The organism is Methanoculleus marisnigri JR1, from assembly GCF_000015825.1.
In the GTDB taxonomy this organism is placed as follows: domain Archaea; phylum Halobacteriota; class Methanomicrobia; order Methanomicrobiales; family Methanoculleaceae; genus Methanoculleus; species Methanoculleus marisnigri.
Map to the genome: position 1 here is coordinate 810,447 of NC_009051.1, position 23,330 is coordinate 833,776.

Sequence of the window (23,330 nt, forward strand, 5' to 3'; positions counted from 1 at the left end):
TCTGGGTAATGTGTCGGTATAAACATATTGAACGGAGTATCGGGGAGTATATCGCCGCTCGCTACCGGCGGGCCGTCGAGGTGGGCGTCGGCAACAATCCCGAGGCAGCAGGGCTTATAGCGGCCGCCGGCGCCCTGATGCTCTGCACCGACATACGGCCGGGCATCCGGCACGACGGGCTTACCGTCGTGACCGACGACGTCTTCGAGCCGGATCTCCGGCTGTATGAGGGCGCGGACCTGATCTACGCCGTGCGGCCCGGCGTGGAGATGGTTCCGCCGCTGATCGCGCTTGCCGACCGGATCGACAGCGACCTCCTGGTCTACCACCTGGGATGCGAGATCTACGGGGACGGCGGCGAGGTCGTGGACTGCGGCCCGGCCCTCCTCCACCGCTACCGCTGTCGCCGTCTTTAAAAGAGCGTCGCCTGGCCCGGGGATGGGTCCCGCCGGGATTCTCCGGTATCTGCGGGCGGGTCGTCGTCCCGGGACTTCTTGCCTTTCGTTGGCGCCTTCTCTTTGGCGGCGGCCTTCTTCGCCTTCTCCTTCTCCTCTTTCGCCACTTCTTTGACGACCTTCGTGGCCCGGGCCTTGTCGTGGATGAAGAGGTTCAGTTCGTCGGCGTCGAGGTCGAACTCGCGGACGTATGTTGCAGGGTCCCGCTCGACGAGGATGGTGATCGCGGTGAAGAAGTCTTCCCGGAGGGCATCCTGTGGTATGTGCGTCATCTCGCTGAGTTTCCGGGAGAGGCCCGCCCGGACTGCCTTCTGCTTCTTCGACGCCCCCATCTTCTGCCAGCGCGACGGCGGCATGATGCGGCCGTGGACGCCGTGCCCGCCGGCGGCGTCGGCGACGCCGAGGAGCATGACCGCGCTCGCGTAGCGCCAGAGGGTGTAATACTGCCGCCGGTAAGTCCGGCCGATGTACTCGTCCGCCCTCGCGAGGCAGGCGTAGCCTTCCGCCCGGGAGGCGAGGTCGGGCATGTGGTCGAGGTTCCCCTCGAGCCACTGTTCGATGGCATCGGGGGTATCCTCGACCTCCACCGCCATGCGGAGCAGGTCGGCGTCTCTCTTCCCTTTGAAGGTCGCTCCGACGAGTTCGAAGATGGTCGAGCGCTCGTCCTTTGCGGAGGTGTGGACGTCGCCCGCCGCGAGGTGCTCCTTCCCGATCGCCGCGGCGTAGAGCATGTTCACCGCGGCCCGCATATCCCCGCCGGCGCGGTTCGCGATATCGTCGAGCGCGGCGGGATCGCATGCCACGCCTTCCGCGGCGCAGATCTGGCGGAGGCGGGGGACGATCGAGCGGGCCTGGAGCGCCCGGAACTGCACCGGCTCCGTGACCGCCTTGAGTTCTCTCGTGAGGGAGTAGTAGTCGTTTGCAATCAGGATGATCGGCTGCTGCGCCGCCGCGATGATCTCCACGATCGCCTTCGCCCCGCCCCGGTCGGCCTGTCCGTGCAGGTTGTCGGCCTCATCCAGCAGGATGAGTTTGCGGCTCGCACCGGAGAGGCTGGCCGTCGTGGAGCCCGCGCCCGCTACCCGTTCGAGGGCCGCTTTCGTCCGCTGGTCGGAGGCGTTCAGTTCCACCACCTCCCAGTTCATGTCGTTCGCGAGGGCATACGCGCTCGAGGTCTTGCCGGTGCCGGGTTTTCCGTACAGGATGAGCGGTTTCTTCTGCCGTGACCAGTCCCGCGCCCACTCGTATATCAGCCTGACGGCGCCGGAGTTCCCCACGACATCCTGAAGATGCTGCGGCCTGTACTTCTCCACCCAGTCCATACCTGACTATTGGGTGCGGTGCATCAAAAATGCCACCCCGGTGCGGATGCAAGACGATCCGGAGGACGCGCCACAAGGGGGCCGTACCCGTCCCGGCCGAATGCCGGCCGGCAGTTCTCTTCCCGATCGGTTCCCGGAACGGAGTGCATAATACCGGTGAATCAAATACATTATCTTTGATGAGGCAAAATACCATAAAGAAACCTGGAATGTTGGTGTTCTTGTGGTGAAGGATTGCTCCACCGATACGGTAGCACGGGCCGTCAGGGAATACGAGGGCGTCACCCGGAAGAAGGAGATCGGGGATATGATCCGGTCTCTCCGGATAGAGAGCCCCGATGTTGTCGCTTCGTTCGGTGAGGATGCCGCGGTCATCCGGCATAACGCAGAGGACGCGTTGCTTCTTGCGGCGGACGGTATCTGGAGCAAGTTGATGGAGGCGGACCCGTTCTGGGCGGGGTACTGCGCCGTGCTCGTGAACGTTCACGATATCGCCGCCATGGGCGGAAGGCCGGTTGCGATGGTCGATATCCTCTCCGTCACGAGCGATCGGCTCCGCGACGAAGTGACCCGGGGCATGGTCGCGGCATCCGCACAGTTCGGCGTCCCGATCGTGGGCGGGCACCTGCATCCGAATACGCCCTACAGCGTCGTGGATGTGGCGATCCTCGGGACGGCCACGATGGACCAGATCATCTTCTCGAACACGGCAGAGGAGGGCGACGTGGTCGTCGCGGCGATAGACCTCGACGGCCGGGTGCACCCGTCGTGCTGCTTCAACTGGGACTCGGTCACGATGAAGTCGGCGGAAGCGGTGCGGGCCCAGATCCGGGTGATGGAGGATCTCGGCAAAGAGCACCTGGTGACGGCCGGGAAGGATATCAGCAACCCGGGCGTCATCGGGACGCTCGGGATGCTCCTCGAGGTGAGCGGGAAGGGCGCGGTGATCGACCTCGAGGCGATACCCCGGCCGGACCTCTCGGCGATCGACCTCTCCTTCGAGCAGTGGGTGCGCATGTACCCCGGCATGGGTTTCATCCTGACCGTCAAACCGGAGAACGTGGAGGAGGTCCGCCGCCGGTTTGCCGACGTCGGGATCACCGCCGCCGCTATCGGGGAGGTGAACGGGAGCCGGAGGCTCTCCGTCAGGTACCTGGGCCGGGAGACGCAGGTCTTCGATCTGGACCGGGAAGGGATCATGCGCTTCTTCCCCGAAGGAGGGGCATGCCGGTAACGGTCGGGCTTGGTGCGGCGTCCCCAGATCCAAAGATCCTCTCGACGGTCCGGGCGGTCGGCCGGGAGGTCGATATCATCCTTTTTTCCCCTCCGGGGACCGCCGGTTCGTTTGGTGATGCGGCTACGGTCGTCGAGGCCGTGGAGCCGGAGGTCGCGCTCATCGAGGCTCTCTACGCCGGCAGGATCGATGCCGCCGTCAGGGGCACTCTCCCCGCATCATCCACCCTGAAATACCTCAAGCAGACTGCGGGTGTCGAATGCCTCGAGCGGATCGCCCTCCTCGAGACCGCCGACGGCCGCCTCTTCCTCCTCGCCCCCGTCGGGGTCGACGAGGGCTGGACGGTCGAGGAAAAGGTGCGGTTCGTCAGAATAGGCAGGGATATCGCCCGGAGTTTCGGGCTCGCCGAGGGAGTGGCGATCCTCTCGGGAGGGCGGCTCGGGGATATCGGGCGGCATCCGTCCGTCGACCGGACGATGGCGGATGCCGAGCTCGTCGCACGCCTGACCGGTGCGGAGCACACCGAGATCCTGATCGAGGAGGCGGTGGGGAGGTACGGGATGGTCGTGGCGCCCGACGGGATATCCGGGAACCTGATCTTTCGCACGCTCGTCTTCCTCGGAGCCGGGGCGGGGCATGGTGCTCCGGTGGTAAATATCGATAGAATTTTCGTGGATACGTCGCGCGCCTCTGCAGATTATACCAATGCAGTAATGCTTGCGAAATCTCTGGCGCAATTAAAAAGTCCGTGATTTGTTATCTAATGGGGGGTTGGTGTCCATTTTTTGGTTTTTTCAATCGGCACCGTTCCCTGCCGGTTATCGGGGTGCCCTGTCCAGACATACCCTCAATGGTGAAGATAAACGCAGATTTCCGAGATTATCCCGAAACGTTTAAATATTAACTAATACACCTCTTTTTAGAGGTGGAATGAGATTATGGCAGATCTACCTATTGCTGCGGTTGTACGTATCGCAAAAAAGAATGGTGCTGAGAGAGTGGGCAGCGACGCTGCTGCCGCACTGGTTACCAAGGCTGAGGCGTACATCGCCGAGCTGACCAAGGAAGCCAACAGGCTTGCCCAGCACGCGGGACGCAAGACGATCAAGGCGGAAGACGTCGACCTCGCGGTTAAATCCGCGTAAATCGACCTCTCTTTCCTTCTCTTTACCGGGGTCCGTTTGGGCCCCATTTCAAATCTCTCCCAGACCCGGACGTTCTTTGTGGTTCCTGTCGTCGACGGTATCGTAGCCCTCGCTCCGGGGTTCGTGTCCGGCGGGTGAGTGCCGCGTGCGGCGACTGCCGGGATACCGTGAAGCGCGAGCGGAAGCGAACGTGAGCGTCGCCTGCCCGGCCTGCAGGTGGGTATCCGGGCAGGTGATGGGTGTCAGACGCTTCTATCTTCGATTTCAGCCCGGTTATGCGTCGGTAAGGTGGAATCGGGCATCCGTCGCAGAACGCAGGTCTTAGGAGCCGATACGTCGTTGTTGGGGTGAGGCTTCTCCCGGAGAAACCGGACGGGACCCCGGTCAAAAAAAAGTTATCCTGCTCCCGGGCTCACAGCGAGCCTTTGGTGCTCGGCACGTCGCCTATCGCAGGATCGATTGCCACGGCGGCCCGGAGCGCCCGGGCGAACGCCTTGAACGCCGCCTCGCAGATGTGGTGGTCGTTCCTGCCCGTGACCGTGATGTGGGCGGTGATCCCGGCATGGCTGCAGAGGCTGTGGAAGAAGTGCTCGATGAGGTCGCCGGGGATGCCGCCCGGGCCCACCGGCGAGAAGTCGCCCTCGAAGACGAGGTAGCCCCGGCCGCCTACGTCGAGCGCCACCCGGGCGAGCGCCTCGTCCATCGGGACGGCGGCGTCCGCGAACCGGGTGATCCCTCTCCCGTCGCCGACCGACTCGGCGAGAGCCGTCCCGAGGACGATCCCGATATCCTCGATGGTGTGGTGGGGATCCACGGCAAGGTCGCCGGTCGCGCGGACGGAAAGATCGATCCGCCCGTGCCGGGCAAACGACGCGAGCATGTGGTCGAAGAACGGTATCCCGGTCTCGATGGTTCCGGCCCCCGTCCCGTCGAGGTCGAGGGAGAGGGTGATATCGGTCTCCCGTGTCGCGCGGTGGACCTCACTCGTTCGCATGCGCCGCCTCCATGGCCTCCGGGAGCCGCACCTTCCCGGCGTAGAGGGCGGACCCGAGGACCGCCCCCGCCGCTCCGGCATCCCGGAGCGCCGCGACGTCCCCGGGGCTCGATATCCCGCCCGAGACGACGACCGGGACCTTCACTCTCGCGAGGAGTTCCGTCACGGGTTCGATGGCGATCCCCTGCTGGAGCCCCTCCACGTCCACATTCGTATAGAGGAGCGATCCCGCGCCGAGGCTCTCGAACCGCTCCGCCCAGGATAGGTAACTGCCTGCCGGGCGCTCCCAGCCCTCGATCATCACCTCGCCGGCCCGGGCGTCGATGCCCGCCATCACCCGCTCGCCGCCGAACTCTTCGGCAAGCGTTCGGATCATCTCCGGCTCCCGGACGGCCTGGGTCGAGACGATCACCCGGTCGACGCCGGCGTCAAGCCACCCCGCGGCATCCTCCACGCTCCTGATACCGCCCCCGAGTTCGGTGAACGTCTCCGTCTCGCGGGTGAAAGCCCGGATCAGGTCGGCGTTTTTGCGCGCGCGGCCGAACGCCCCGTCCAGGTTGACGACGTGAAGGCCGTCGGCTCCCTCGTCAAGCCACCGGTGCGCCCAGGCGGCCGGATCGCCGTAGACCGTCGCCGCCTCAGGCCGCCCCTGCACGAGCTGCACGCATCGCCCGTCCAGGATATCAACTGCAGGATAGATCTCCATGCTCTCAGCGTATGATCCGTTCGATGGGCATGACTAATATGTCTTTTGCGCCGGCCCGCTTTAACTGGTTGATTAACTGGTAGACCCGCTCCTCTTTCACGACGGCGTGAACGGCGACCAGATTCTCGTCGGAAGCCACGTCCATCACCGTCGGCCCGGAGAGGCCGGGCAGCACCTCCCGCACGTCCGCAAGAGCGTTCCGCTGGACGTTCATCATCAGGTAGCACTGCCCCTTCGCCCGGATGACGCTTTCGAGGGCGAGGATGATCTCGTCGATCTTTTCGCGCTTGGCCGTCAGCGAGGCGGGGTTCGCCACCAGGACGGTCGTGGACGCAAGCACCTCGTCGACGACGCGGAGGTGGTTCGTCCGCAGCGTCGTCCCCGAGGAGGAGAGGTCGACGATGGCGTCGGCGATCCCGAGGTGCGGCGTCGCCTCGCATGCTCCGCCCACGGTCACGATCGTGACGGCGACCCCGTGCCCGGCAAAGAACGCGCGGGTGATCGCCGGGAACTCGGTCGCCACCTTTGCACCTGCAAGGTCGGCGACGGTCTCGATGTCGGACTCCTCCGGCACGGCGACGACGAGCGTGGCCTTTCCGGTCTGCAGGTCGAGAACCTGTTCGACCGCGGAACCCCGCTCCATGACCATATCCTTCCCGGTGATCCCGAGATCGGCAACGCCGCTCGCCACGTACTCCGGTATGTCGATCGGGCGGGCGAAGAGGATCTCCACGTTCGGGTCGCGGGTCCGGGTGATGAGTCTGCGCTCGCTGCCGCCTTCGGCCAGGTGGAGGCCGCTCTTCTCGATCAACTCGTTGATGGGCCCGGAGATCCTCCCTTTGTTCGGGATGGCGAGACGAACGAGTCCGGGTCCGGGCACGGGGTGCCGGGGTGACGGTTTACTCATGGGTTAGAACAACTCCGAAAATATTGAGAGAGGGTTAGAAGGTAGAGAGTTCTCCCCTGATAACCTTCTCGGTGATGGTGGGGGTCTTCTCCAGCCATTCGTCGATGATCGCCTCGATATCGGGCTTGACGGAGCTGATGTCGACGCCCGGTTTCGTGAGGATCTGGGCGCTCGCCACGTGCGGCTGGTCGATCGGGTAGCCGATCTGGGAGAGCATACGGACGTACATCTCCTCAATGCCGTCGACCTTCGCGACGCAGTCCTGCGCTACCTGGGTCGCGAGGAGGTTGTAGATCTTGCCGATGTGGTTGATCGGGTTCTTGCCGCTCGTCGCTTCCATGCTCATCGGGCGGTTCGGGGTGATCAGCCCGTTCGCACGGTTGCCTCTGCCGACCGAGCCGTCGTCGCCCATCTCGGCGGAGGTGCCCGAGACCGTCAGGAAGACGCTGCCGCCCTCGAGGTCGTCGGCGGTGTTGACGGCGACGTTGACCGATCGTTTGGTGAACTGTTTTGCGACCGCCGCGATCTGCTCCGTCAGGAAGTTCTTCTGCTCGATGTATTCGGCGATGCCCGAGCAGTAGCGGTCCACGAACGCCATCGCGATGGTCAGGGTGATGGCATCGCCGTCACGCAGGCACATGATCTTGCAGTCCTGGCCGATGACGGGGTACTTCGGGCGGAGCGTACCGTCGATGAACGCGGAAACGCCCCTGACAATGCTCTCCGCCTCGCTGAACGGTGCGTGCCCGACGCCGAACGAGGTGTCGTTCGCCCGCGGGACCATTCCTTCGCAGGACCGGAAGACGTCCTGCAGGTCGGTCGACCCCTTGCCCATCCGGCAGTCGACGATGATGTCGCGGTCCATGTTGATGGCGGGGAGGATCGACTTGATGTAGTCCCGTGCCGCCTCGACGGCGATCGCGTCTGCGGGGATGTTTATGCCGTTGAATGTCTTCGTGGCCCGTCCCGATATGAGGAAGTAGATCGGCTTTGTGATCGTGCCGCCGCCGAACTTCGGGAGCGATTCGCCCGCAACGACCTCCCCCTGGTCGGTGTTGTGGTGCAGGACGCTGCCGCACTCTTCCAGGTACGACCTGCTGAGTGCCCTGCTGATCGACTCCGCGATGCCGTCTGCGAGACTGTCCGGGTGCCCGAGGCACTTGCGCTCCACCAGTTCTATCCGCTGCTTCTCGATCGGGATCTGGTCAAGCCCTTCTACGCTGATGTTCCTGGTCATCAAATCCACCGTAGTTCTAAAGTGTGATAAGAGAAATGATTGCAATTCATATAACCATTTCTAACCGTCACTACGGAGGCGGATGTCGGAACGGATGCTGATCTTGCAGTTTCCGTCCCTGAAGATGCGCACCATGCCTCCGCTCTCGGAGACCGTGATGCCGATGGCCGGGATCTCGTGGGTGATGGATGCGGTTGCGCGGTGCCTCCCTCCGAGGCCCCCGGGAAGAGAGATGCCCCGCCCGGTGACGTCCAGGTAGCGGCCCGCCGCCCGCACCTCGCCGGTTTTATCGATGACGAAGACGCCGTCGAGCTGGGCGAACTCTTTGACGCTCTCCCAGTTGTCCCGGTTCTTGATGTCCCGGAGCGTTCCGGGCTGCCCCTGGTAGGGGTTGAGGATCGCCTGGTGGGAGTGCCGGAAGATCTCCTCCGGGTCGCCGATGATGAACGCGGTGCCGATGGCTCTCCCTTCCCTCCCCTCGACCGCGATCTCGAGGGCCAGCGTGAGGGCAGCGTGGAGCACCTCGCGGGGGACGATGTCGGAGAAGTCTTTTAAGTTGATGAAGTTCTTCCCCTCCTCGATGTCGTAGAGGATGACGGCGTAGGGAAAGACGCCGACGACGAGGCCGCTCTCCAGGTTGCGCCGGAGGTAGAGGTGGACGGCGGCGTCGAGCATGTGCCGCTCGCTCACCTCCAGGATATCGTGCATGGTGAGGTCTTTCAAGACGTCGAGCTGGAGTTCCTGCACCCGGATGATCGGGATATCGGGCACCTCCGCGAGAACCGGCGCCGGTTCGACGAATGAGACGATCGCCCGCGCCCCGATCTTCACCGCCACGTCGCATGCGGTTGCAAGCATCAGGTCGCCGTTCATAGTACCTCGCGGATCAGTCCTGGTATCTCCGAAGGACGGGACGCGACGGGGATCTCGAGGGCGCGAAGCCGCCGGACCTTGGACCGGGCGTCGCCCTCCCCTCCCTCGATGATCGCGCCCGCGTGGCCCATCCTCTTCTCGGGCGGGGCGCTCACGCCGGCGATGTAGGTGACGACCGGGAGATCGGTCGACCGGACGCCTTCCTCCTCCAGGTTGCCGCCCACCTCGCCGATGACGATGACCGCCTTCGTGTGGGGATCCTCGTCGAACCGGGCGAGGACGTCGACGAACGTCTGGCCGATCACCGGGTCGCCGCCGATCCCGACGATCGTGCTCTGGCCGATGCCGGCGCGGGTGAGTTCGTCGAACACCTCGTAGGTGAGGGTCCCGCTCCGGGAGACGACGCCGACGTTGCCGCGGCGGGCGAGGTGGGCCGGCATGATCCCGAGTTTGCACTCTCCCGGCGAGAGGAGTCCCGGGCAGTTCGGGCCGATGACCGTGCAGTCGTGGAGTTTCGCGTAGGCGATGGCCGACATAGCGTCGTGAACCGGGATGTGCTCGGTGATGACGACCGCAAGCTCGATCCCCGCGTGCGCCGCTTCCATGACCGCGTCGCCAGCGGCGCCTGCCGGGACGAAGACGACGCTTGCGGTCGCGTCGTGCTCGGCGAGCGCTTCCTTGACGGTGTTGTAGACGGGTACACCGTGAACCTCCCGGCCGGCCTTCCCGGGCGCGACCCCGGCGACGACGCCCCGTCCCCCGACCTCGCGGGCGTAGGCGTTCATCAGTTCCGTATGAAACGTGCCCTGCCTGCCGGTGATGTTCTGGACGATCACGCCGAGATTCTTATCGCCGTAGATCATAGTGAGACCTCCATCGCCGCTTTCACGGCGGCATCCATGCTCTCGAGCATCCGGTAGCCGCATCCGGCGAGCAGTCGCCGCCCCTCCTCCTCGTTCGTCCCGGCCATCCGGACGATGACCGTCGGCGTGACGCCGGCGGCGATGATCCCCTTCGCCACCTCGTCGCATCGGGTGATGCCCCCGAGGAGGTTGACGACGATCACGTTCACCCCGGGCATGCTCGCGACGAGCCTGACGGCGTGCATCACGCGCTCCTGGTCGGCGCCGCCCCCGACGTCGAGGAAGTTCGCCGCCCGCCCGTTGTAAAACTCGATGAGGTCGAGCGTCGACATCGTGAGCCCGGCGCCGTTGCCGATGACCCCGATGCTCCCGTCCAGTTCCACGTAGGAGAAACCGTGCTTCTCGGCCTCGCGCTCGCGTTCCGAGAGGTCGCGGTTGACCGCTATCCCCTGGCGGGCGAGGGCGTTGTCGTCGACGATCAGCTTCGCGTCCGCCGCGTAGACCCCCCGCGGCGTCGTCACGAGCGGGTTGATCTCCGCGAGCATGGCATCCTTCCCCTGGAATACGTGGTAGAGGCAGTTTATGACGGGGGCGAGTTCCTTCGGCGCGCCGCCGAGGAGTTCCCGCATCAAAAACGGCGGGATGTCCCGGAGGAGAGGGGATACGACGACTCTCCGTACGGCGGACTCGTCCTCTTGTGCCATCTTCTCGATCTCCACCCCGCCGGCGTCCGCGAAGAGTACCACCGGCTGTCTGCTCGACCGGTCGACCGCGATGCTGACGTAGTACTCGTGCTCGATCGCCAGTCGCTCCTCTGCGAGGATCTCCCCGACCGGGACGCCCTTGATCTCCCGGGAGAAGAGTTCCCGGGCGGTCTCGGCCGCTGTCGCGCGGTCGGCCATCAGGACGCCGCCGGCCTTTCCGCGCCCGCCGACGTCCACCTGCGCCTTCAGCACCACACCGCCGCCGAGGTCCGGCAGGTGTGCCGCGACCTCCTCCGGTGCCCGTATAACGACCCCTTTCGGGACCGGTATCCCGTACTCTGCAAAGACCCGTTTTGCCTCGTATTCCAGTAGTTTCATGGGTTCACGCTCGTTCTCCGAGTTCGAATCCTCTCTTTAACGCCTTCAGATTCAGTTCCTCGGTGCCTTTCGGGACGCTGTCGAGCACCGCACGCTCGATCGCCTCCCTGCTCACGACCCCGGTTGCGGTCACGAGGGCGCCGATCATCACGATATTCGCGACAATCTCCCGCCCGAGAGTGTTTTTCGCCTCCGATGTCGCCGGGATCTCGTAGTAGCGGCAGTCCGGGCGCGACCGGACCAGGTCGGAGTCGACGAGCATGACTGCATCTTCCCGCGCTGAAACCCCGTACTTCTCGAACCCCTGCTGGGACATGATGACGTAGATGTCCGGTTCGGTCACCTCGGGGTAGAGGATCGGCTCATCGTCGATCACCACCTGCCCCATCGAGGCGCCGCCCCGCGCCTCCGGGCCGTAGACCTGGGTCTGGACGGCGTATTTGTCGTCGTAGAGCGCCGCCGCCCGCCCGAGAATGACCGCGGAGAGGAGGACCCCCTGTCCGCCGTATCCCGAGAACCTGATCTCGTGTCTCATGGGCGCACCCCCATCGCCGGCCGGCTCCTTCGGACCAGTTCCCCGACGGTGAAGGCCCCTTCGGGGATTGGTTTTCCTTCCGCGACCAGCCGATCACGCTTCGCGACAAGCATCGCGTGGCTCCGGAGGTGCTCGATCATCTCCGAAACCCGCCGGAGCTTGTTGTGGCGGCCGTAGTTGGTCGGGCACTGGGTCCGTACCTCGATGAACGCGAGCCCCGGCGTCTGCATCCCGGCGGCGACGGCCTTCGTGAGTTCCTTGACGTGGTAAGACGTCCAGCGCGCGACGTAGTTCGCGCCTGCGGCGACAGCAAGTTCCGCGAGGTCGAAGGCCGGTTCGCTCATCCCGTAGGGCGTCGTCGTCGAGATCGCCCCCGGCGGGGTCGTCGGGCTTCCCTGCCCGCCGGTCATGCCGTAGATGTGGTTGTTCATGCAGACCACGGTCATGTCCACGTTCCGGCGGCAGGCGTGGATGAAGTGGTTCCCGCCGATGGCGGCGAGGTCGCCGTCTCCCGTGAAGACGACGACGTGCAGGTCCGGCCGCGCCATCTTCACGCCGGTGGCGAACGCGAGCGCCCGCCCGTGGGTGGTGTGGAGCGAGTCGGTGAGGATGTAGCCGGGAGCCCGGGAGGAGCACCCGATCCCGGAGATGAAGACCGTCTCGTTGCGTTTCCAGCCCATCTCCTCGACTGCCGCGAGGGTGCAGTTGATGACCGTCCCGTTCCCGCACCCGGTGCAGTAGATGTGCGGCAGGCGGTCGTCCCGGAACCAGTCGGGCGCGATCATCGGTGCGCCTCCAGCGCCCGCACGAGTTCGGCGGGGGTGTGGAGTTCGCCGCCGATCTTCGGGATGGAGACGACCGGCTGGTCCACGTGGCGCTGGACCTCCCGCACCATCTGGCCCATGTTCAGTTCCGGCATCAGGAAGACCTTCGCGTTCGGGAAGATCTTGAGGGCGAACTCCGGGAACGGCCAGACGACCCGGAGGCGCAGATGGCCGATCGAGTCGTCGGGACGGTCGCGCATCACCTGCTCGACCGTCCGCGACGGTGGGCCGTAGGTGACGAAGACCGTCTCGGCATCGGGGTTTACGACCTCGTAGTCGGCGATATCGCGGCGTGCCGACTCGACCTTGGCGACCAGCCGCCGCACCAGCCGGTCGTGTGCCTCGGGATCGGTCGTGTCCGGGTAGCCCCGCTCGTCGTGGGTGAGGCCGGTCACATGGATGGATCTCCCCGACCCGAAGGGCGCGAACCCGGGAGTCCCGTCGTCCCCTCCCTCGAACGGGAGAGCGCCCTCCGCAAGCGGGCGGGGGCGTTCGATCTCGACCGCGTCGGGGATGGTCACCCGCTCGCGCATGTGGCCGACGATCTCGTCGGACATCACGAACGTGGGGACCCGGTACCGGTCGGCGAGGTCGAAGGCTTTTGCGGTCAGGTCGAACATCTCCTGGACGGAGTTCGGGGTGAGCGCAATGGTGCTGTAGTCGCCGTGCGACCCGAACCGGCACTGGAGCATGTCGCCCTGCGCCGCCCGCGTCGGCTGCCCGGTGCTCGGGCCACCGCGCTGGATGTTGACGACGACGCACGGGGTCTCGGTCATGACCGCGTAGCCGATGTTCTCCATCATCAGCGAGAACCCGGGGCCGCTCGTCGCGGTCATGGCTCGTGCCCCCGTCCAGGCGGCGCCGATCACCGCGGCGATGCTCGCGAGTTCGTCCTCCATGGAGATGAAGACCCCGCCGGCTTTCGGGAGTTTCCGGGCCATGGCCTCGGCTATTTCGGTCGACGGCGTGATGGGGTAGCCGCCGAAGAACCGGCACCCGGCGGCGAGCGCGCCTTCGGCACAGGCGGCGTTCCCCTGCATGAACTCGGTTCGGCTCAAAACTCCACCTCCACCCGGTGAGGCTCGAACGGCTTCTCCTCGACCCAGGAGATGGCCTGGTCAGGGCAGATCATGTGGCAGACCCCGCAGAGCATCCTGCCGTAGAGGGCCTGCAGCCTGCAGTTCGTACACCGTTCGGGGCGGTCGAGGATGGGGGTGACGATCCCCCGGCTGTTGAGTTCCGTTCCCTCCCGAAATATACCGTAGGGGCAGACCAGCACGCAGAGGTTGCATCCTTTGCAGCGGCTTTCATCGATGACGAGTTTCATGAGACGGTATCCTGCTTAGTATTGAATCGCTGGTGAAATTGTGTTTTCGCTTTCTCGCGTACGGCGCGGAAGAGATCGCCGCCGTGGGCGTCGATCCCGACCGTCAGTGGCAGATGATCGGCTTCGATGACCCAGACCGCCTCGGCCATGCCGAGGTCTTCGAAATAGACCCCTTTGAGGGTCATGCGGGCGGCGGCGAGCGCGGCGCACCCTCCGGTGAGCGCGAGGTAGACTCCGTGCCCCCGGAGGTGCTCGACCACCTCCTGTCCCATGCCGCCTTTGCCGACGAGGGCGCGGACGCCCGCGTCGATGAGAAATCCCGTGAGCCTGTTCATCCGGGCGGACGTCGTGGGGCCGGCGACGACGAGCCGGCCGTCCTGCACCACCGGGCCGCAGTGGTAGACCGCGGCGCCCTCCGAATCGAAGGGGATGCCTTCTTCCATCATCCGCAGGTGGGCTTCGTCCCGTGCGGTGTAGATCGTTCCCGAGAGCGTGACCGTATCGCCCGCCCGGAGGTCGAGCACCTCGGCGCCGAGCGGTGTCGTGAGGTTCAACGCTTCACCTCCACGGTCGCCCGCCGGCATGCCCAGCACTGGACGTTCACCGCCACCGGGAGGGACGCGGTGTGGCAGTCCGCCCGCTTCACCTTCACGCTGAGCGCCGTCGTGTCGCCCCCAAGCCCCATCGGCCCGATCCCGAGGGCGTTGACCGCGTCGCAGAGTTCCGCTTCAAAGTCGCCCATGACGTCCACCGGGAGGAGCAGGGCTTCCTTTGCGAGCGCGGCCGCCATATCGAACGTCCCGCCGATCCCGACGCCGAGGATCACCGGAGGGCAGGGTTTCCCTCCCGCAAGAAGCATCGTCTCGGCGACGAATTTCGGGATCTCCTTCGCCTGTGAGGGGAGGAGCATCCCGATCCTCGAGACGTTCTCCGAACCCGCACCTTTCGGGAGCACCGTCACCGTGAGCCTCTCCCCGGGCGTCACGTGTACCGCAGGCATCCCGGCACCGGTGTTGTCGCCGGTGTTCTCCCGGGTGAGGGGGTCGACGACGTTCGGGCGGAGGGGGATCGCGGCCGTTGCTCTCTGCACCCCTTCCCGCACCCCTTCAAAAAGGGCGGGTGAGAGCCCGATATCGGGCGGGAGGGTGAGGTAGACCACCGGCACGCCGGTATCCTGACAGATCGGCACCCGCCGCTCTTCTGCGAACGCGATGTTCTCGAGGATATTGCCGAGTTCCCGGCGTGCGATCTCGTCCCTCTCGGCTGCCGCTGCCCTCCGGAGCGCCGCGAGCACATCGGGAGGCAGCCGGATCTCGGCCTCCAGGAGTGCTCTCTCTGTGGCGTCTGCCAGTGCGCTCGAAAGCGTCGGATCTGCCGGATTGACCATCATGTATACTGGTGGGAAGAGACTATAAATACCTATATTTCTCCCGGTAGCGGATACGCCGCCTCCGGGGAGTTCCCCGGAAAAAAGATGGGAAGTGATGCGGGTTTATGCTGCCGGCGCCCGCTCTTCGACGATTCTTGCGGGAGTCGGAAGTTTGTATATGCCGCGCTTGAGCGAAACCTTGGCCTTGTCGACATACTGCGGGCTCGTCCAGACGGAGAAGACCTTCTGGCCCTTCTCCACCCGTGCCGCGGTGCCGACGGCTTTGCCGAAGGCGAGACGCATGCCTTCCGAGACACGGTCCGCTCCTGCGCCGGTTGCCTGCTTGTTCTCCCGGAGAACGTGGTGCGGGAACGTCCGGATCTTCAGGTGGAAGTTTGCCCTCCCGACCTCCTTCTGGAGCTGCCGGTTGATACCGATACGGGCGGCCTCAAGAGCCGTGTGGCGTATCTGGCAGGTCTCGTCGACGACGATGGAGAGTTCGACCGGGTAATCCTCGGTGAGGTTGCCCATATCGAACTGCACGATCTTGCTGCCCGGCACGCCGCCCATGTATTCCCTGCGTGTATATGCTTTCTTTGCGAGATTCCTGTACATCTTCGCTGGTTTTCGTACCATCGTTAAAAACTCCTGCCGATCTTTGAGTGCTTTATAAAATGGAGATGTCCTCTAATAAACCTTACTGGGTGTTTTCGGTCTCGTCGATCATCCGGAGTACCCTTCGCCGGACTTCTGCGAACTCTGCACTGGTGCGGTCCCGCGGATGCGGCCAGGGGATCTCGATGATCTCCCGGATGGATCCCGGGCGCGGTGAGAGGACAACGATCCTGGTGGCGAGGTAGACCGCTTCGTCGACGCTATGGGTGACGAAGACGATCGTCTTCTTCGTCTGTTCCCAGAGGAAGAGGAGTTCTTTCTGCATCCTGTTCCGGGTCTGGGCGTCCAGCGCCCCGAACGGTTCGTCCATGAGGAGAACGTCGGGGTCGTTTGCGAGCGCTCTTGCGATCGCCACGCGCTGCCGCATCCCGCCGGAGAGTTCGTAGGGGTAGGCGTCCCGGAACTGGGAGAGGCCGACCATCTCGATGTAGCGATCCGCTGTCCGCCGGCGCTCCTCCTTTGCGACGCCTTTCATCTCGAGGCCGAAGGCGACGTTGTCGATCACCCTCCGCCAGGGGAAGAGGGAGTACTCCTGAAAGACCATCCCCCGCTTGGGATCCGGGCCGGTGACCGCGCGGCCGTCGACGGTCACGGCCCCGGTGGTCGCGGTCTCGAGCCCGGCGATGATCCGGAGAAGCGTTGTCTTCCCGCATCCCGACGGTCCGACCAGGCAGATGAACTCCGTATCGCGGATCTCCAGGTTGACGCCCTCGAGTGCCTGCGTGGCGGTGCCGTCCTCTTTCGGGAAGGCCTTGCCGAGATCCCGTATCGTAACCCCGCTCATTCTAGGCCACCTCCCCTGCATGCCACCGCAGGAGCCTCTGGTCGACGTAGTTTCGGAAGATGCGGTCGATGATGAGGCCTGCAAACCCGAGGATCAGCATGTAGACGACGACGTTGGGCATCTGGTGGAGGTAGTAGTTATGCCAGAGCTGGTAGCCGAGCCCCGACCGGGAGACACCGAACATCTCGGCGGCCACGAGACACATCCACCCGACGCCCATGGCGATCCTGATCCCGGATGCTATCGCCGGGATGGCGGCGGGAAGGGCGACGTAGCGGATCAGCTCGAGCGAGGTGTCGCACCCGAGCACCTTGCCCGCCTCGACGAAGACCTTCGGGACGGACCGGAACGCGGCGTAGGTCGCGGTCAGGATCGGGAAGAATGCCCCGGCGAAGATGACGAAGCCGGCCGCCTGGGTGGTGAGCCCGAACCAGATGATGGCGAACGGGATCCAGGCGAGCGGCGGTATGGGGCGGAGGATCTCGATGATCGGGTCGAGCAGGAAGTCCGCCACCCGGAACCATCCCATCAGGATCCCTACGGGGACGCCGAGGAGGAGCGCTGCGATGAGTCCTATTCCGAAATGCTCCAAACTTACTACGATGTCGGCAACGAGGGTGCCGGACTCGAGGAGGGTTACGAACGCGCCGGCGACGTCGGTGACGCTCGGGAGGATGAAGGATCGCCCCACCACGTATTCGGCGACGATCTGCCAGATCGCAGCCGCGACGACGAGCGCTGCGATGCCGAGTAGTCGTTTCTGTGTCTGTCGGTTCATGTCTTTATTCCGTTGCCTGGTTGTTGCCGATGCGGGCCGTTTTGCCCCGGGATAATTCTCCAATATTTCATCGGCACGCCCATAAAAGAAACTGTTGGAGTAAAAATGGGTGAAGTTCCCGGGTTATGCCCGGGCCCTGTCGTAGAACGAGAAGTTGAAGAGGTCGTCTTCCGTGAGGGGGTTGCTGATGTAGCCGAGTTCGTACTGGAGCTCGGTGTACTCGACGACCGACGTCGTGATGACGTGCGGGTCAGCGGTCCAGGTGCCGTCCCAGTCCCGGAAGGATGCCTTCACGGTCTCGACGTTCTGTCCGGTTTTGCTCGCGTAGATGGATGCGGCCTCGTCGGGGTGTTCGAGGTTGTACTCCGTCGCCCTGATGTGCGTCTTCACGCTCTGCTCGACGATGTCAGGGTGGTCCCGGATCAGGGAGCCGCTTGCAACCATGACGCAGCAGGCGTGGTCTTTCATCATCTCGCCCGATTTAACCACGGTTCTTCCCGTGCCCTCCGCCGCGATGATGGCCGGGGACGGGTGGGGCAGGAAGACGCCGTCGACCTGCCCTGCAGAGATGGCGGTGGTGGCGGCGCCGGGGTCCATGGCGATGATCTCGACGCTTGCGGGGTCGACGCCGTTCTCCTGCAGCCAGGACCGCAGGATGGTGTCCTGGATTGTTCCCGGCGGGAAGGTGGCGATCTTCTTGCCCACGAGGTCGGCGGGGGTCGAGTACGGAACCTCGGTCCTGAGCACCAGGTCCGAGCCTTGGGTCTGCACCGCGGCAACGATCTTGGCGTCAAGCCCGCTGCTCACGGCCGCGACGAACGGGGCGGCGCCGACGAAGGCGATGTCAAGGTCGCCGGCAAGCATCGCCTGCATCTCGGTCGCGCCGGTGCCGAACTCGTAGTCGGTCACCTGCGTGATGCCGAGCGGTTCGAGGTCTTCCTGCCACCATCCCTTCTCCATCGCGGTGGTGTGGGAAACCTGGTGGGTGCTCGGCTGGTAGCCGATCCGGAGATGCGTTACGTCGCCGGTTCCGGTGTCGGTGCACCCGCTTACAAACGTGAACGCCGCGACCAGGGCCACGGCCAGAAGAATTGCGGTTAGCGATCTCATTGGTCTCTCCATCCGTATGTGGATGTGTAGTCTTCATGGTATCAGTATATAGTATTGTCGAAAATAGGGGGGATTGTTATACTTTAGTAGTAATTTCCAATCGAGTTTTATCCTTTTATGGGGGATCGGTTGCGGGGCGGAGAGGCCGGCCGGGGGTGCGGACAGTTCAAGGTGATGTTCTTTTTGATTGGGGCTGCTGGAATGGTAGGGATGGCAAAACCCCGGTACGCTGGACCGTGGGAGTATCGCCTTGGGGGGGGTGGGGACAGGGGAGGGGGGCACGCCCCCCTCCCCGTTAGCCCCTCCCCCCAGACGCGATACCCGATGGAAAGCCGTGGACGGGCAAGTGTAATTGAAGGGCGTATGAGCGTCGCATGAATGGGCACCCCTTGGACGGGAACCTGCTCATCCCTCTCCCCCACCCCGGGCGTGGTTTTAATCTCTCCCCCGGTCAAACGGTACAGACAGGACTGTTGATATAATGCGTTCGGATCAGATTCGGCAGGGCCGTCTTGCCGGCGAGCGGTCGGGCGATCTCGAGCACTTTCTTGCATCGATGGACGCCGACCGCTGGATTGCAAGGGCGGACCTCCTCGTGGATATGGCGCACCTCCTCGGGCTCTCGCGGCAGGGGATCATCGACGAGGCCCCGGCACGTGCGCTGATGGCGGCGCTCCTCGATCTCTACGACCACGGAGTTCCGGAGGAGGCGTTCGACGAGCGGTTCGAGGACGTCCACGCGGGCAAGGAGGCCTACCTCATCGACCGGGTGGGCGAGGACTTCGGCGGCCGCCTCCACATGGGCCGGTCCCGCAACGACGAAGTCGCGACCTGCATCAGGATTCGGCTAAAAGAGGAGATCATTGCCCTCCTGCGGTCGCTCGTCGATCTCCGGGCGACCCTGCTCGACGTCGCCGCCGGCCATACGGGGACGGTGATGCCGGGCTTCACCCATCTCCAGCACGCCCAGCCCACGACGCTGGCCCACTACCTCCTCGCCTACGAGCAGGCCTTCTCCCGCGATACGGCCCGGCTGCGGGAGGCGTATGCCCGGGTGGATGTATCGCCGCTCGGTTCGGCGGCGTTCGCCTCGACCGGCTTTCCCCTCGACCGCGCCTACACCGCGAGCCTTCTCGGCTTCTCCCGCCCGGCGGGAAACAGCATGGACGCGGTCGCAGCACGGGACTTCGCGATTGAGGTGCTTGCCGATGCCTCCATCTGCATGACGTCGACGAGCCGGCTCTGCGAGGAGCTCGTCCTCTGGAGCACGGCGTTCGTCGGGTTCGTCCGGCTCGACGATGCCTACTGCTCCTCCTCCTCGATCATGCCCCAGAAGAAGAACCCGGACGTGGCGGAGATCATGCGGGCAAAGGCAGGGTCGGTCGCAGGCTCGCTTGCCGCGGCGATCACGATCACGAAGGGCCTGCCCATGAGTTACAACCGCGACCTCCAGGAACTGACCCCGCACCTCTGGCGCGGCGTGGAGGCCGCGAGGCAGAGCATCCCGCTCCTTTCCGGGATGCTCGGGTCTGCTACGTTCGATGCGGAACGGATGGCCGCCGAGGCGGGGAGAGGGTTCTCCACCGCGACGGAACTCGCCGACGTCCTCGTCCGGGAGTACGGGCTCCCCTTCCGCACCGCCCACCGAATCGTCGGGCGGGCGGTCAGGCACGGGTCGCTCGACCTCGCAACACTCGAGGCCGCCGCTCGCGAAGCGGCCGACTTCTCGGTCGTGGAACTGGGGCTGACCCGGGAGAAGATCGACGCCGTCCTCGATCCCCGCCATGCCGTCGCGGTCAGGAACATCGTCGGCGGCCCGGCGCCCGAGGCGGTCGCGGCGCAGATTTCGGAGCAGAGAAACCTCCTCGCCCGGGATAAGGCCTGGGCGGAAGAGACGGAATCAGCATTATCGGGCGCATTCGAACACCTTATCCTTGAAGCACGGAGGTTTGCAGCATAATGGAGAGACTCGAGACCGGTGACCTGGTGCGGTACGCAAACGGCGGAACCGCGCTCACCGGCACCTACATCGCCGAACGGGACGGTATGGCCGTCGTCAAACTGGAGAGCGGCTACAACATCGGAACGTCGCTTGAGAAGATCGAGTTCATCGAGCGCCCGGCCCGGCACCCGCCGGCAGGCGCGGGTGTCGTCGTCCAGAACCCCGACCTCCCGGAACTCTCCATCATATCCACCGGCGGGACGATCGCAAGCCGGGTGGACTACCGGACCGGTGCGGTGATGAGCCAGTTCTCGGCGAGCGATATCCTGCGGGCGATCCCGGAACTCGGGGATATCGCCCGCTACCGCGACCGCCAGATCGCGAGCATCCTCTCGGAGAACATGCAGCCGGCGCTCTGGCGGGAACTCGCCCGGGCGATTTACGACGAGATCCGGGCCGGCGTTGCCGGGGTGATCGTCACCCACGGCACCGACACGATGGCCTACTCGGCGGCGGCGGTCAGGTTCATGCTCAAGACCCCGGTGCCGGTCGTCTTCGTCGGGTCGCAACGGTCCGCCGACCGCCCGAGTTCCGACAACGCCATGAACGCCCTCTGCAGCGCCGCCGTCGCCGCCGGCGACCTCGGCGAGGTGGTGGTGGCGATGCACGCGACGACGAACGATGACCGGTGCGCCGTCCACCGTGCCACAAGGGTCCGTAAAATGCACACCTCCCGGCGCGACGCCTTCCAGAGCACAGGCATGGAGCCGCTCGGCTACGTCGACTATCCCTCGCTCTCCGTCACCCTCTCGGACGAGGCGGTCCGGCGGGGAACCGAAGAGCCGGAACTCCACGATAACCTCGAGGAGCGCTGCGCCCTTCTCCACTTCTACCCCGGGATGCCCGCCGCGGTCCTCGACGCCTACGAGGGCTATAAGGGCCTGGTCATATCGGGGACAGGGCTCGGGCACGTGGCGACGGCGTGGATCCCGAAACTCCGGGAGATGATCGAGAGCGGGACGACCGTCGTCATGACCTCGCAGTGCCTGCACGGCCGGGTCTGCGACCGGGTCTACAACACGGGAAGGGACCTGCTATCCGCCGGCGTCATCGAGGGCGAGGATATGCTCCCCGAAGCGGCGCTCGTCAAATTGATGTGGGTGCTCGGGAACGAGCCGGACCCCGAACGGGCAGGGGTGCTGATGCAGACCGATCTTGCTGGCGAGATCCGGCGGAGGTCGATATGATGGATTACGAGAAACTCGGCCTCAAGGCCGGTATCGAGATTCACCAGCAGCTCGACACCGCCGAGAAACTCTTCTGCCGGTGCCCGACCACCCTCAGGGATGTCTCCGAGCGAACCGGGGAGTTTCACCGCTACCTCCGGGCGACGGAGAGCGAGCTCGGGGAGATCGACCGGGCGGCGCGCGAGGAGATGAAACTCGTCCGGAAGTTCTGCTACTACACCTACGACACGGTCTGCCTGGTGGAGCACGACGAGGAGCCCCCGGCCCCGATGAACCCCGAGGCGCTCGAGATCTGCCTCACGATAGCAAAGATGCTCGGGATGACCCCGGTCGAGCAGGTGCACACGATGCGGAAGCTCGTCATCGACGGCTCGAACACCAGCGGGTTCCAGCGGACGGCGCTCGTCGCGCTCTCCGGCGCCCTTCCCGGCGGCTGCCGGGTCGAGACGATCTGCCTGGAGGAGGAGGCGGCGCAGCGGGTGGAGGACGAGACCTTCTCCCTCGACCGCCTGGGGATCCCGCTCGTCGAGATCACCACCGCCCCCTGCATGCACACCCCCGAAGCCGTCCAGGAGGTCGCGGGGCATATCGGGATGGTGCTCCGTTCCACCGGGAGGGTGAAGCGCGGGCTCGGGACGATCCGCCAGGACATCAACGTCTCCATCGCCGACGGCGCCCGGGTGGAGATCAAGGGTGTTCAGGATCTCGATCTCATCGCCGAGGTGGTGCGCCGCGAGGCCGGGCGGCAGACGAATCTCCTCGCGATCCGGGATGAACTCCGTGAGAGGGGCGCCCGGGTCGATCACACCGTCATCGACGCCACGTCCCTCTTTGCCCAAACGAAATCTTCGATCCTGAAGAAGGCGAAGACCGTCCTCGCGGTCCGGCTCTGCGGGTTCGCGGGGCTCGTCGGCCGGGAGATCCAGCCCGGCAGGCGTCTCGGGAGCGAGATGTCGGACTACGCGAAGAAGTGCGGCGTTGGCGGGATCTTCCACACCGACGAGCTCCCCGCCTACGGCGTCACGGCTGAAGAGGTGGCGCACCTGCGCGAGTTCGTCGGCGCCGCGGAGGAAGACTGCGTCGTCATCGTTGCGGCAACCCGGCAGCGTGCCGGGTGTGCGGCCGAGCAGGTGATGATCCGCGCCGAGATGGCAATCGCCGGCGTGCCCGAGGAGACCCGGAAGATGCTCGAAGAAGGGAGCACGGCCTACATGCGTCCGCTCCCGGGAGCCGCCCGGATGTACCCCGAGACCGACGTCTTCGAGGTCACGATCGATGACGCCCTCTGGGAGAGCATCAAGGTCCCCGAACTCCTCACCGACCGGACGGAACGGTTCGTCCGGGAGTTCGGGCTCGACGAAGGGCTGGCACGGCAGGTGGCGTTCTCCGAGCGATTGGCGCTCTTCGAGAAGGCGGTCGCCGCCGGCGTCCGCCCCACCCTTGCTGCGCGGACGTTGCTCGGCACCTGCCGGGAGCTCGCCCGTGACGGTGTCGACGTCGGCCGGGTGAGCGAGGAGGAGATCCTCGCCCTCCTCTTGGCCGTCGAGGCCGGCCGGGCGGCAAAGGAGGCGATCCCCGACCTCCTCACCGAACTCGCGCGGACCGCCGGAGACGCCGGGGCACCCGGAGAACGGGTGGAGGCGGCCATCGGGAAGATGGGGCCCGCCGTCTCGCAGGCAGACGTGGAGGAGATCGTGCGCCGTATCGTTGCCGAGCGCGAGGCGTTCGCCCGGGAGAAGGGTATGGGCGCGCTCGGCCCCCTGATGGGCGTCGTCATGCAGGAGCTCCGCGGGAGCGTCGACGGGAAGGTCATCAGCGAGACCCTCCGGCGCGAGCTCCAGCGGTTACTCTCCTGACCCCCGGCCCGGGACCGTCCCGGCCGGGTTACTTTTATCATCGGATCGGTGCATAAATATAAAGG

At 65.1% G+C, this 23,330-nt stretch carries 25 protein-coding genes; 7 read left to right on the forward strand and 18 right to left on the reverse strand.

Annotation, left to right across the window (positions count from 1 at the left end; genetic code table 11):
• The first annotated feature begins 8 nt into the window (after window positions 1-8).
• Entirely contained in the window at window positions 9-416 is a 408-nt protein-coding gene (locus MEMAR_RS04065) for a UPF0146 family protein (RefSeq protein WP_011843674.1), read from the forward strand.
• Here MEMAR_RS04065 and MEMAR_RS04070 read toward each other — a convergent pair.
• On the reverse strand, window positions 413-1,777 hold the full coding sequence (locus MEMAR_RS04070; RefSeq protein ID WP_011843675.1) for a replication factor C large subunit: 1,365 nt from the start codon (window positions 1,775-1,777) through the stop codon (window positions 413-415). The two genes, MEMAR_RS04065 and MEMAR_RS04070, sit on opposite strands and share 4 nt — an antisense overlap.
• A 223-nt stretch (window positions 1,778-2,000) precedes the next feature.
• On the opposite strand from MEMAR_RS04070, the gene MEMAR_RS04075 reads away from it, so the two are divergent.
• The 3 genes from MEMAR_RS04075 to MEMAR_RS04085 all read left to right on the forward strand — a co-directional run bounded on the left by MEMAR_RS04075 (window position 2,001) and on the right by MEMAR_RS04085 (window position 4,156).
• Complete coding sequence (locus MEMAR_RS04075; RefSeq protein ID WP_011843676.1) at window positions 2,001-3,011, forward strand: methanogenesis marker 2 protein; 1,011 nt, start codon at window positions 2,001-2,003, stop codon at window positions 3,009-3,011.
• Window positions 3,002-3,763: a methanogenesis marker protein Mmp4/MtxX gene (gene mtxX, locus MEMAR_RS04080; protein WP_011843677.1), complete on the forward strand. Its 762-nt coding sequence runs from the start codon at window positions 3,002-3,004 to the stop codon at window positions 3,761-3,763. Before MEMAR_RS04075 ends, mtxX begins: the two co-directional genes overlap by 10 nt.
• A gap of 186 nt (window positions 3,764-3,949) precedes the next feature.
• Entirely contained in the window at window positions 3,950-4,156 is a 207-nt protein-coding gene (locus MEMAR_RS04085; RefSeq protein ID WP_011843678.1) for a histone family protein, read from the forward strand.
• Between the two features lie 412 nt (window positions 4,157-4,568).
• On the opposite strand, the gene hisB is transcribed toward MEMAR_RS04085, so the two are convergent.
• The 17 genes from hisB to MEMAR_RS04170 form a co-directional block, all read right to left on the reverse strand.
• On the reverse strand, window positions 4,569-5,150 hold the full coding sequence (gene hisB / locus MEMAR_RS04090; protein WP_011843679.1) for an imidazoleglycerol-phosphate dehydratase HisB: 582 nt from the start codon (window positions 5,148-5,150) through the stop codon (window positions 4,569-4,571).
• Window positions 5,137-5,856: a 1-(5-phosphoribosyl)-5-[(5-phosphoribosylamino)methylideneamino]imidazole-4-carboxamide isomerase gene (gene hisA, locus MEMAR_RS04095; RefSeq protein WP_011843680.1), complete on the reverse strand. Its 720-nt coding sequence runs from the start codon at window positions 5,854-5,856 to the stop codon at window positions 5,137-5,139. Before hisA ends, hisB begins: the two co-directional genes overlap by 14 nt.
• Before the next feature lie 4 nt (window positions 5,857-5,860).
• Entirely contained in the window at window positions 5,861-6,763 is a 903-nt protein-coding gene (gene hisG, locus MEMAR_RS04100; RefSeq protein WP_011843681.1) for an ATP phosphoribosyltransferase, read from the reverse strand.
• A 34-nt stretch (window positions 6,764-6,797) separates the two neighbouring features.
• Entirely contained in the window at window positions 6,798-8,000 is a 1,203-nt protein-coding gene (locus tag MEMAR_RS04105) for a methionine adenosyltransferase (RefSeq protein ID WP_011843682.1), read from the reverse strand.
• A gap of 60 nt (window positions 8,001-8,060) precedes the next feature.
• Window positions 8,061-8,873 carry a DNA integrity scanning protein DisA nucleotide-binding domain protein gene (locus tag MEMAR_RS04110; RefSeq protein WP_011843683.1) on the reverse strand — a complete coding sequence of 271 codons (813 nt, stop codon included), beginning with the start codon at window positions 8,871-8,873 and terminating at the stop codon, window positions 8,061-8,063.
• Window positions 8,870-9,736, reverse strand: coding sequence for a succinate--CoA ligase subunit alpha (gene sucD, locus MEMAR_RS04115; RefSeq protein ID WP_011843684.1), 867 nt, complete (start codon window positions 9,734-9,736; stop codon window positions 8,870-8,872). The genes MEMAR_RS04110 and sucD overlap by 4 nt, the downstream gene beginning before the upstream one ends.
• Window positions 9,733-10,818 carry a succinate--CoA ligase subunit beta gene (locus tag MEMAR_RS04120; protein ID WP_011843685.1) on the reverse strand — a complete coding sequence of 362 codons (1,086 nt, stop codon included), beginning with the start codon at window positions 10,816-10,818 and terminating at the stop codon, window positions 9,733-9,735. The genes sucD and MEMAR_RS04120 overlap by 4 nt, the downstream gene beginning before the upstream one ends.
• 4 nt (window positions 10,819-10,822) lie before the next feature.
• On the reverse strand, window positions 10,823-11,353 hold the full coding sequence (locus MEMAR_RS04125; RefSeq protein ID WP_011843686.1) for a 2-oxoacid:ferredoxin oxidoreductase subunit gamma: 531 nt from the start codon (window positions 11,351-11,353) through the stop codon (window positions 10,823-10,825).
• Entirely contained in the window at window positions 11,350-12,138 is a 789-nt protein-coding gene (locus tag MEMAR_RS04130) for a thiamine pyrophosphate-dependent enzyme (protein WP_011843687.1), read from the reverse strand. The genes MEMAR_RS04125 and MEMAR_RS04130 overlap by 4 nt, the downstream gene beginning before the upstream one ends.
• Window positions 12,135-13,235: a 2-oxoacid:acceptor oxidoreductase subunit alpha gene (locus MEMAR_RS04135; RefSeq protein ID WP_011843688.1), complete on the reverse strand. Its 1,101-nt coding sequence runs from the start codon at window positions 13,233-13,235 to the stop codon at window positions 12,135-12,137. The genes MEMAR_RS04130 and MEMAR_RS04135 overlap by 4 nt, the downstream gene beginning before the upstream one ends.
• Window positions 13,232-13,504, reverse strand: coding sequence for a 4Fe-4S dicluster domain-containing protein (locus MEMAR_RS04140; protein ID WP_011843689.1), 273 nt, complete (start codon window positions 13,502-13,504; stop codon window positions 13,232-13,234). The genes MEMAR_RS04135 and MEMAR_RS04140 overlap by 4 nt, the downstream gene beginning before the upstream one ends.
• Entirely contained in the window at window positions 13,501-14,088 is a 588-nt protein-coding gene (locus tag MEMAR_RS04145; protein ID WP_048063745.1) for a FumA C-terminus/TtdB family hydratase beta subunit, read from the reverse strand. The genes MEMAR_RS04140 and MEMAR_RS04145 overlap by 4 nt, the downstream gene beginning before the upstream one ends.
• On the reverse strand, window positions 14,055-14,894 hold the full coding sequence (locus tag MEMAR_RS04150; protein WP_011843691.1) for a fumarate hydratase: 840 nt from the start codon (window positions 14,892-14,894) through the stop codon (window positions 14,055-14,057). Before MEMAR_RS04150 ends, MEMAR_RS04145 begins: the two co-directional genes overlap by 34 nt.
• Window positions 14,895-14,996: 102 nt before the next feature.
• Window positions 14,997-15,509 carry a 50S ribosomal protein L16 gene (locus MEMAR_RS04155; RefSeq protein ID WP_011843692.1) on the reverse strand — a complete coding sequence of 171 codons (513 nt, stop codon included), beginning with the start codon at window positions 15,507-15,509 and terminating at the stop codon, window positions 14,997-14,999.
• Window positions 15,510-15,570: 61 nt separating this feature from the next.
• Window positions 15,571-16,332, reverse strand: a complete 762-nt coding sequence (locus MEMAR_RS04160) for an ABC transporter ATP-binding protein (protein ID WP_011843693.1) — start codon at window positions 16,330-16,332, stop codon at window positions 15,571-15,573.
• A 1-nt stretch (window position 16,333) separates the two neighbouring features.
• Window positions 16,334-17,110, reverse strand: a complete 777-nt coding sequence (locus MEMAR_RS04165) for an ABC transporter permease (RefSeq protein WP_011843694.1) — start codon at window positions 17,108-17,110, stop codon at window positions 16,334-16,336.
• Between the two features lie 123 nt (window positions 17,111-17,233).
• A complete protein-coding gene (locus MEMAR_RS04170) occupies window positions 17,234-18,220 on the reverse strand; it encodes an ABC transporter substrate-binding protein (protein ID WP_011843695.1) in 987 nt (328 codons plus the stop codon).
• A gap of 481 nt (window positions 18,221-18,701) precedes the next feature.
• Between MEMAR_RS04170 and argH the strand changes: the two genes are divergently transcribed.
• Genes argH through gatE form a run of 3 tightly spaced genes read left to right on the forward strand, consistent with a single transcriptional unit; the run spans window position 18,702 to window position 23,265 of the window.
• The gene (gene argH, locus MEMAR_RS04175) at window positions 18,702-20,180 is read left to right on the forward strand and encodes an argininosuccinate lyase (protein WP_011843696.1); all 1,479 of its coding nucleotides are present in this window, start codon (window positions 18,702-18,704) and stop codon (window positions 20,178-20,180) included.
• Window positions 20,180-21,409: a Glu-tRNA(Gln) amidotransferase subunit GatD gene (gene gatD, locus MEMAR_RS04180; RefSeq protein ID WP_011843697.1), complete on the forward strand. Its 1,230-nt coding sequence runs from the start codon at window positions 20,180-20,182 to the stop codon at window positions 21,407-21,409. The genes argH and gatD overlap by 1 nt, the downstream gene beginning before the upstream one ends.
• Window positions 21,409-23,265, forward strand: a complete 1,857-nt coding sequence (gatE, locus tag MEMAR_RS04185; protein ID WP_011843698.1) for a Glu-tRNA(Gln) amidotransferase subunit GatE — start codon at window positions 21,409-21,411, stop codon at window positions 23,263-23,265. Before gatD ends, gatE begins: the two co-directional genes overlap by 1 nt.
• Window positions 23,266-23,330: the final 65 nt, after the last annotated feature.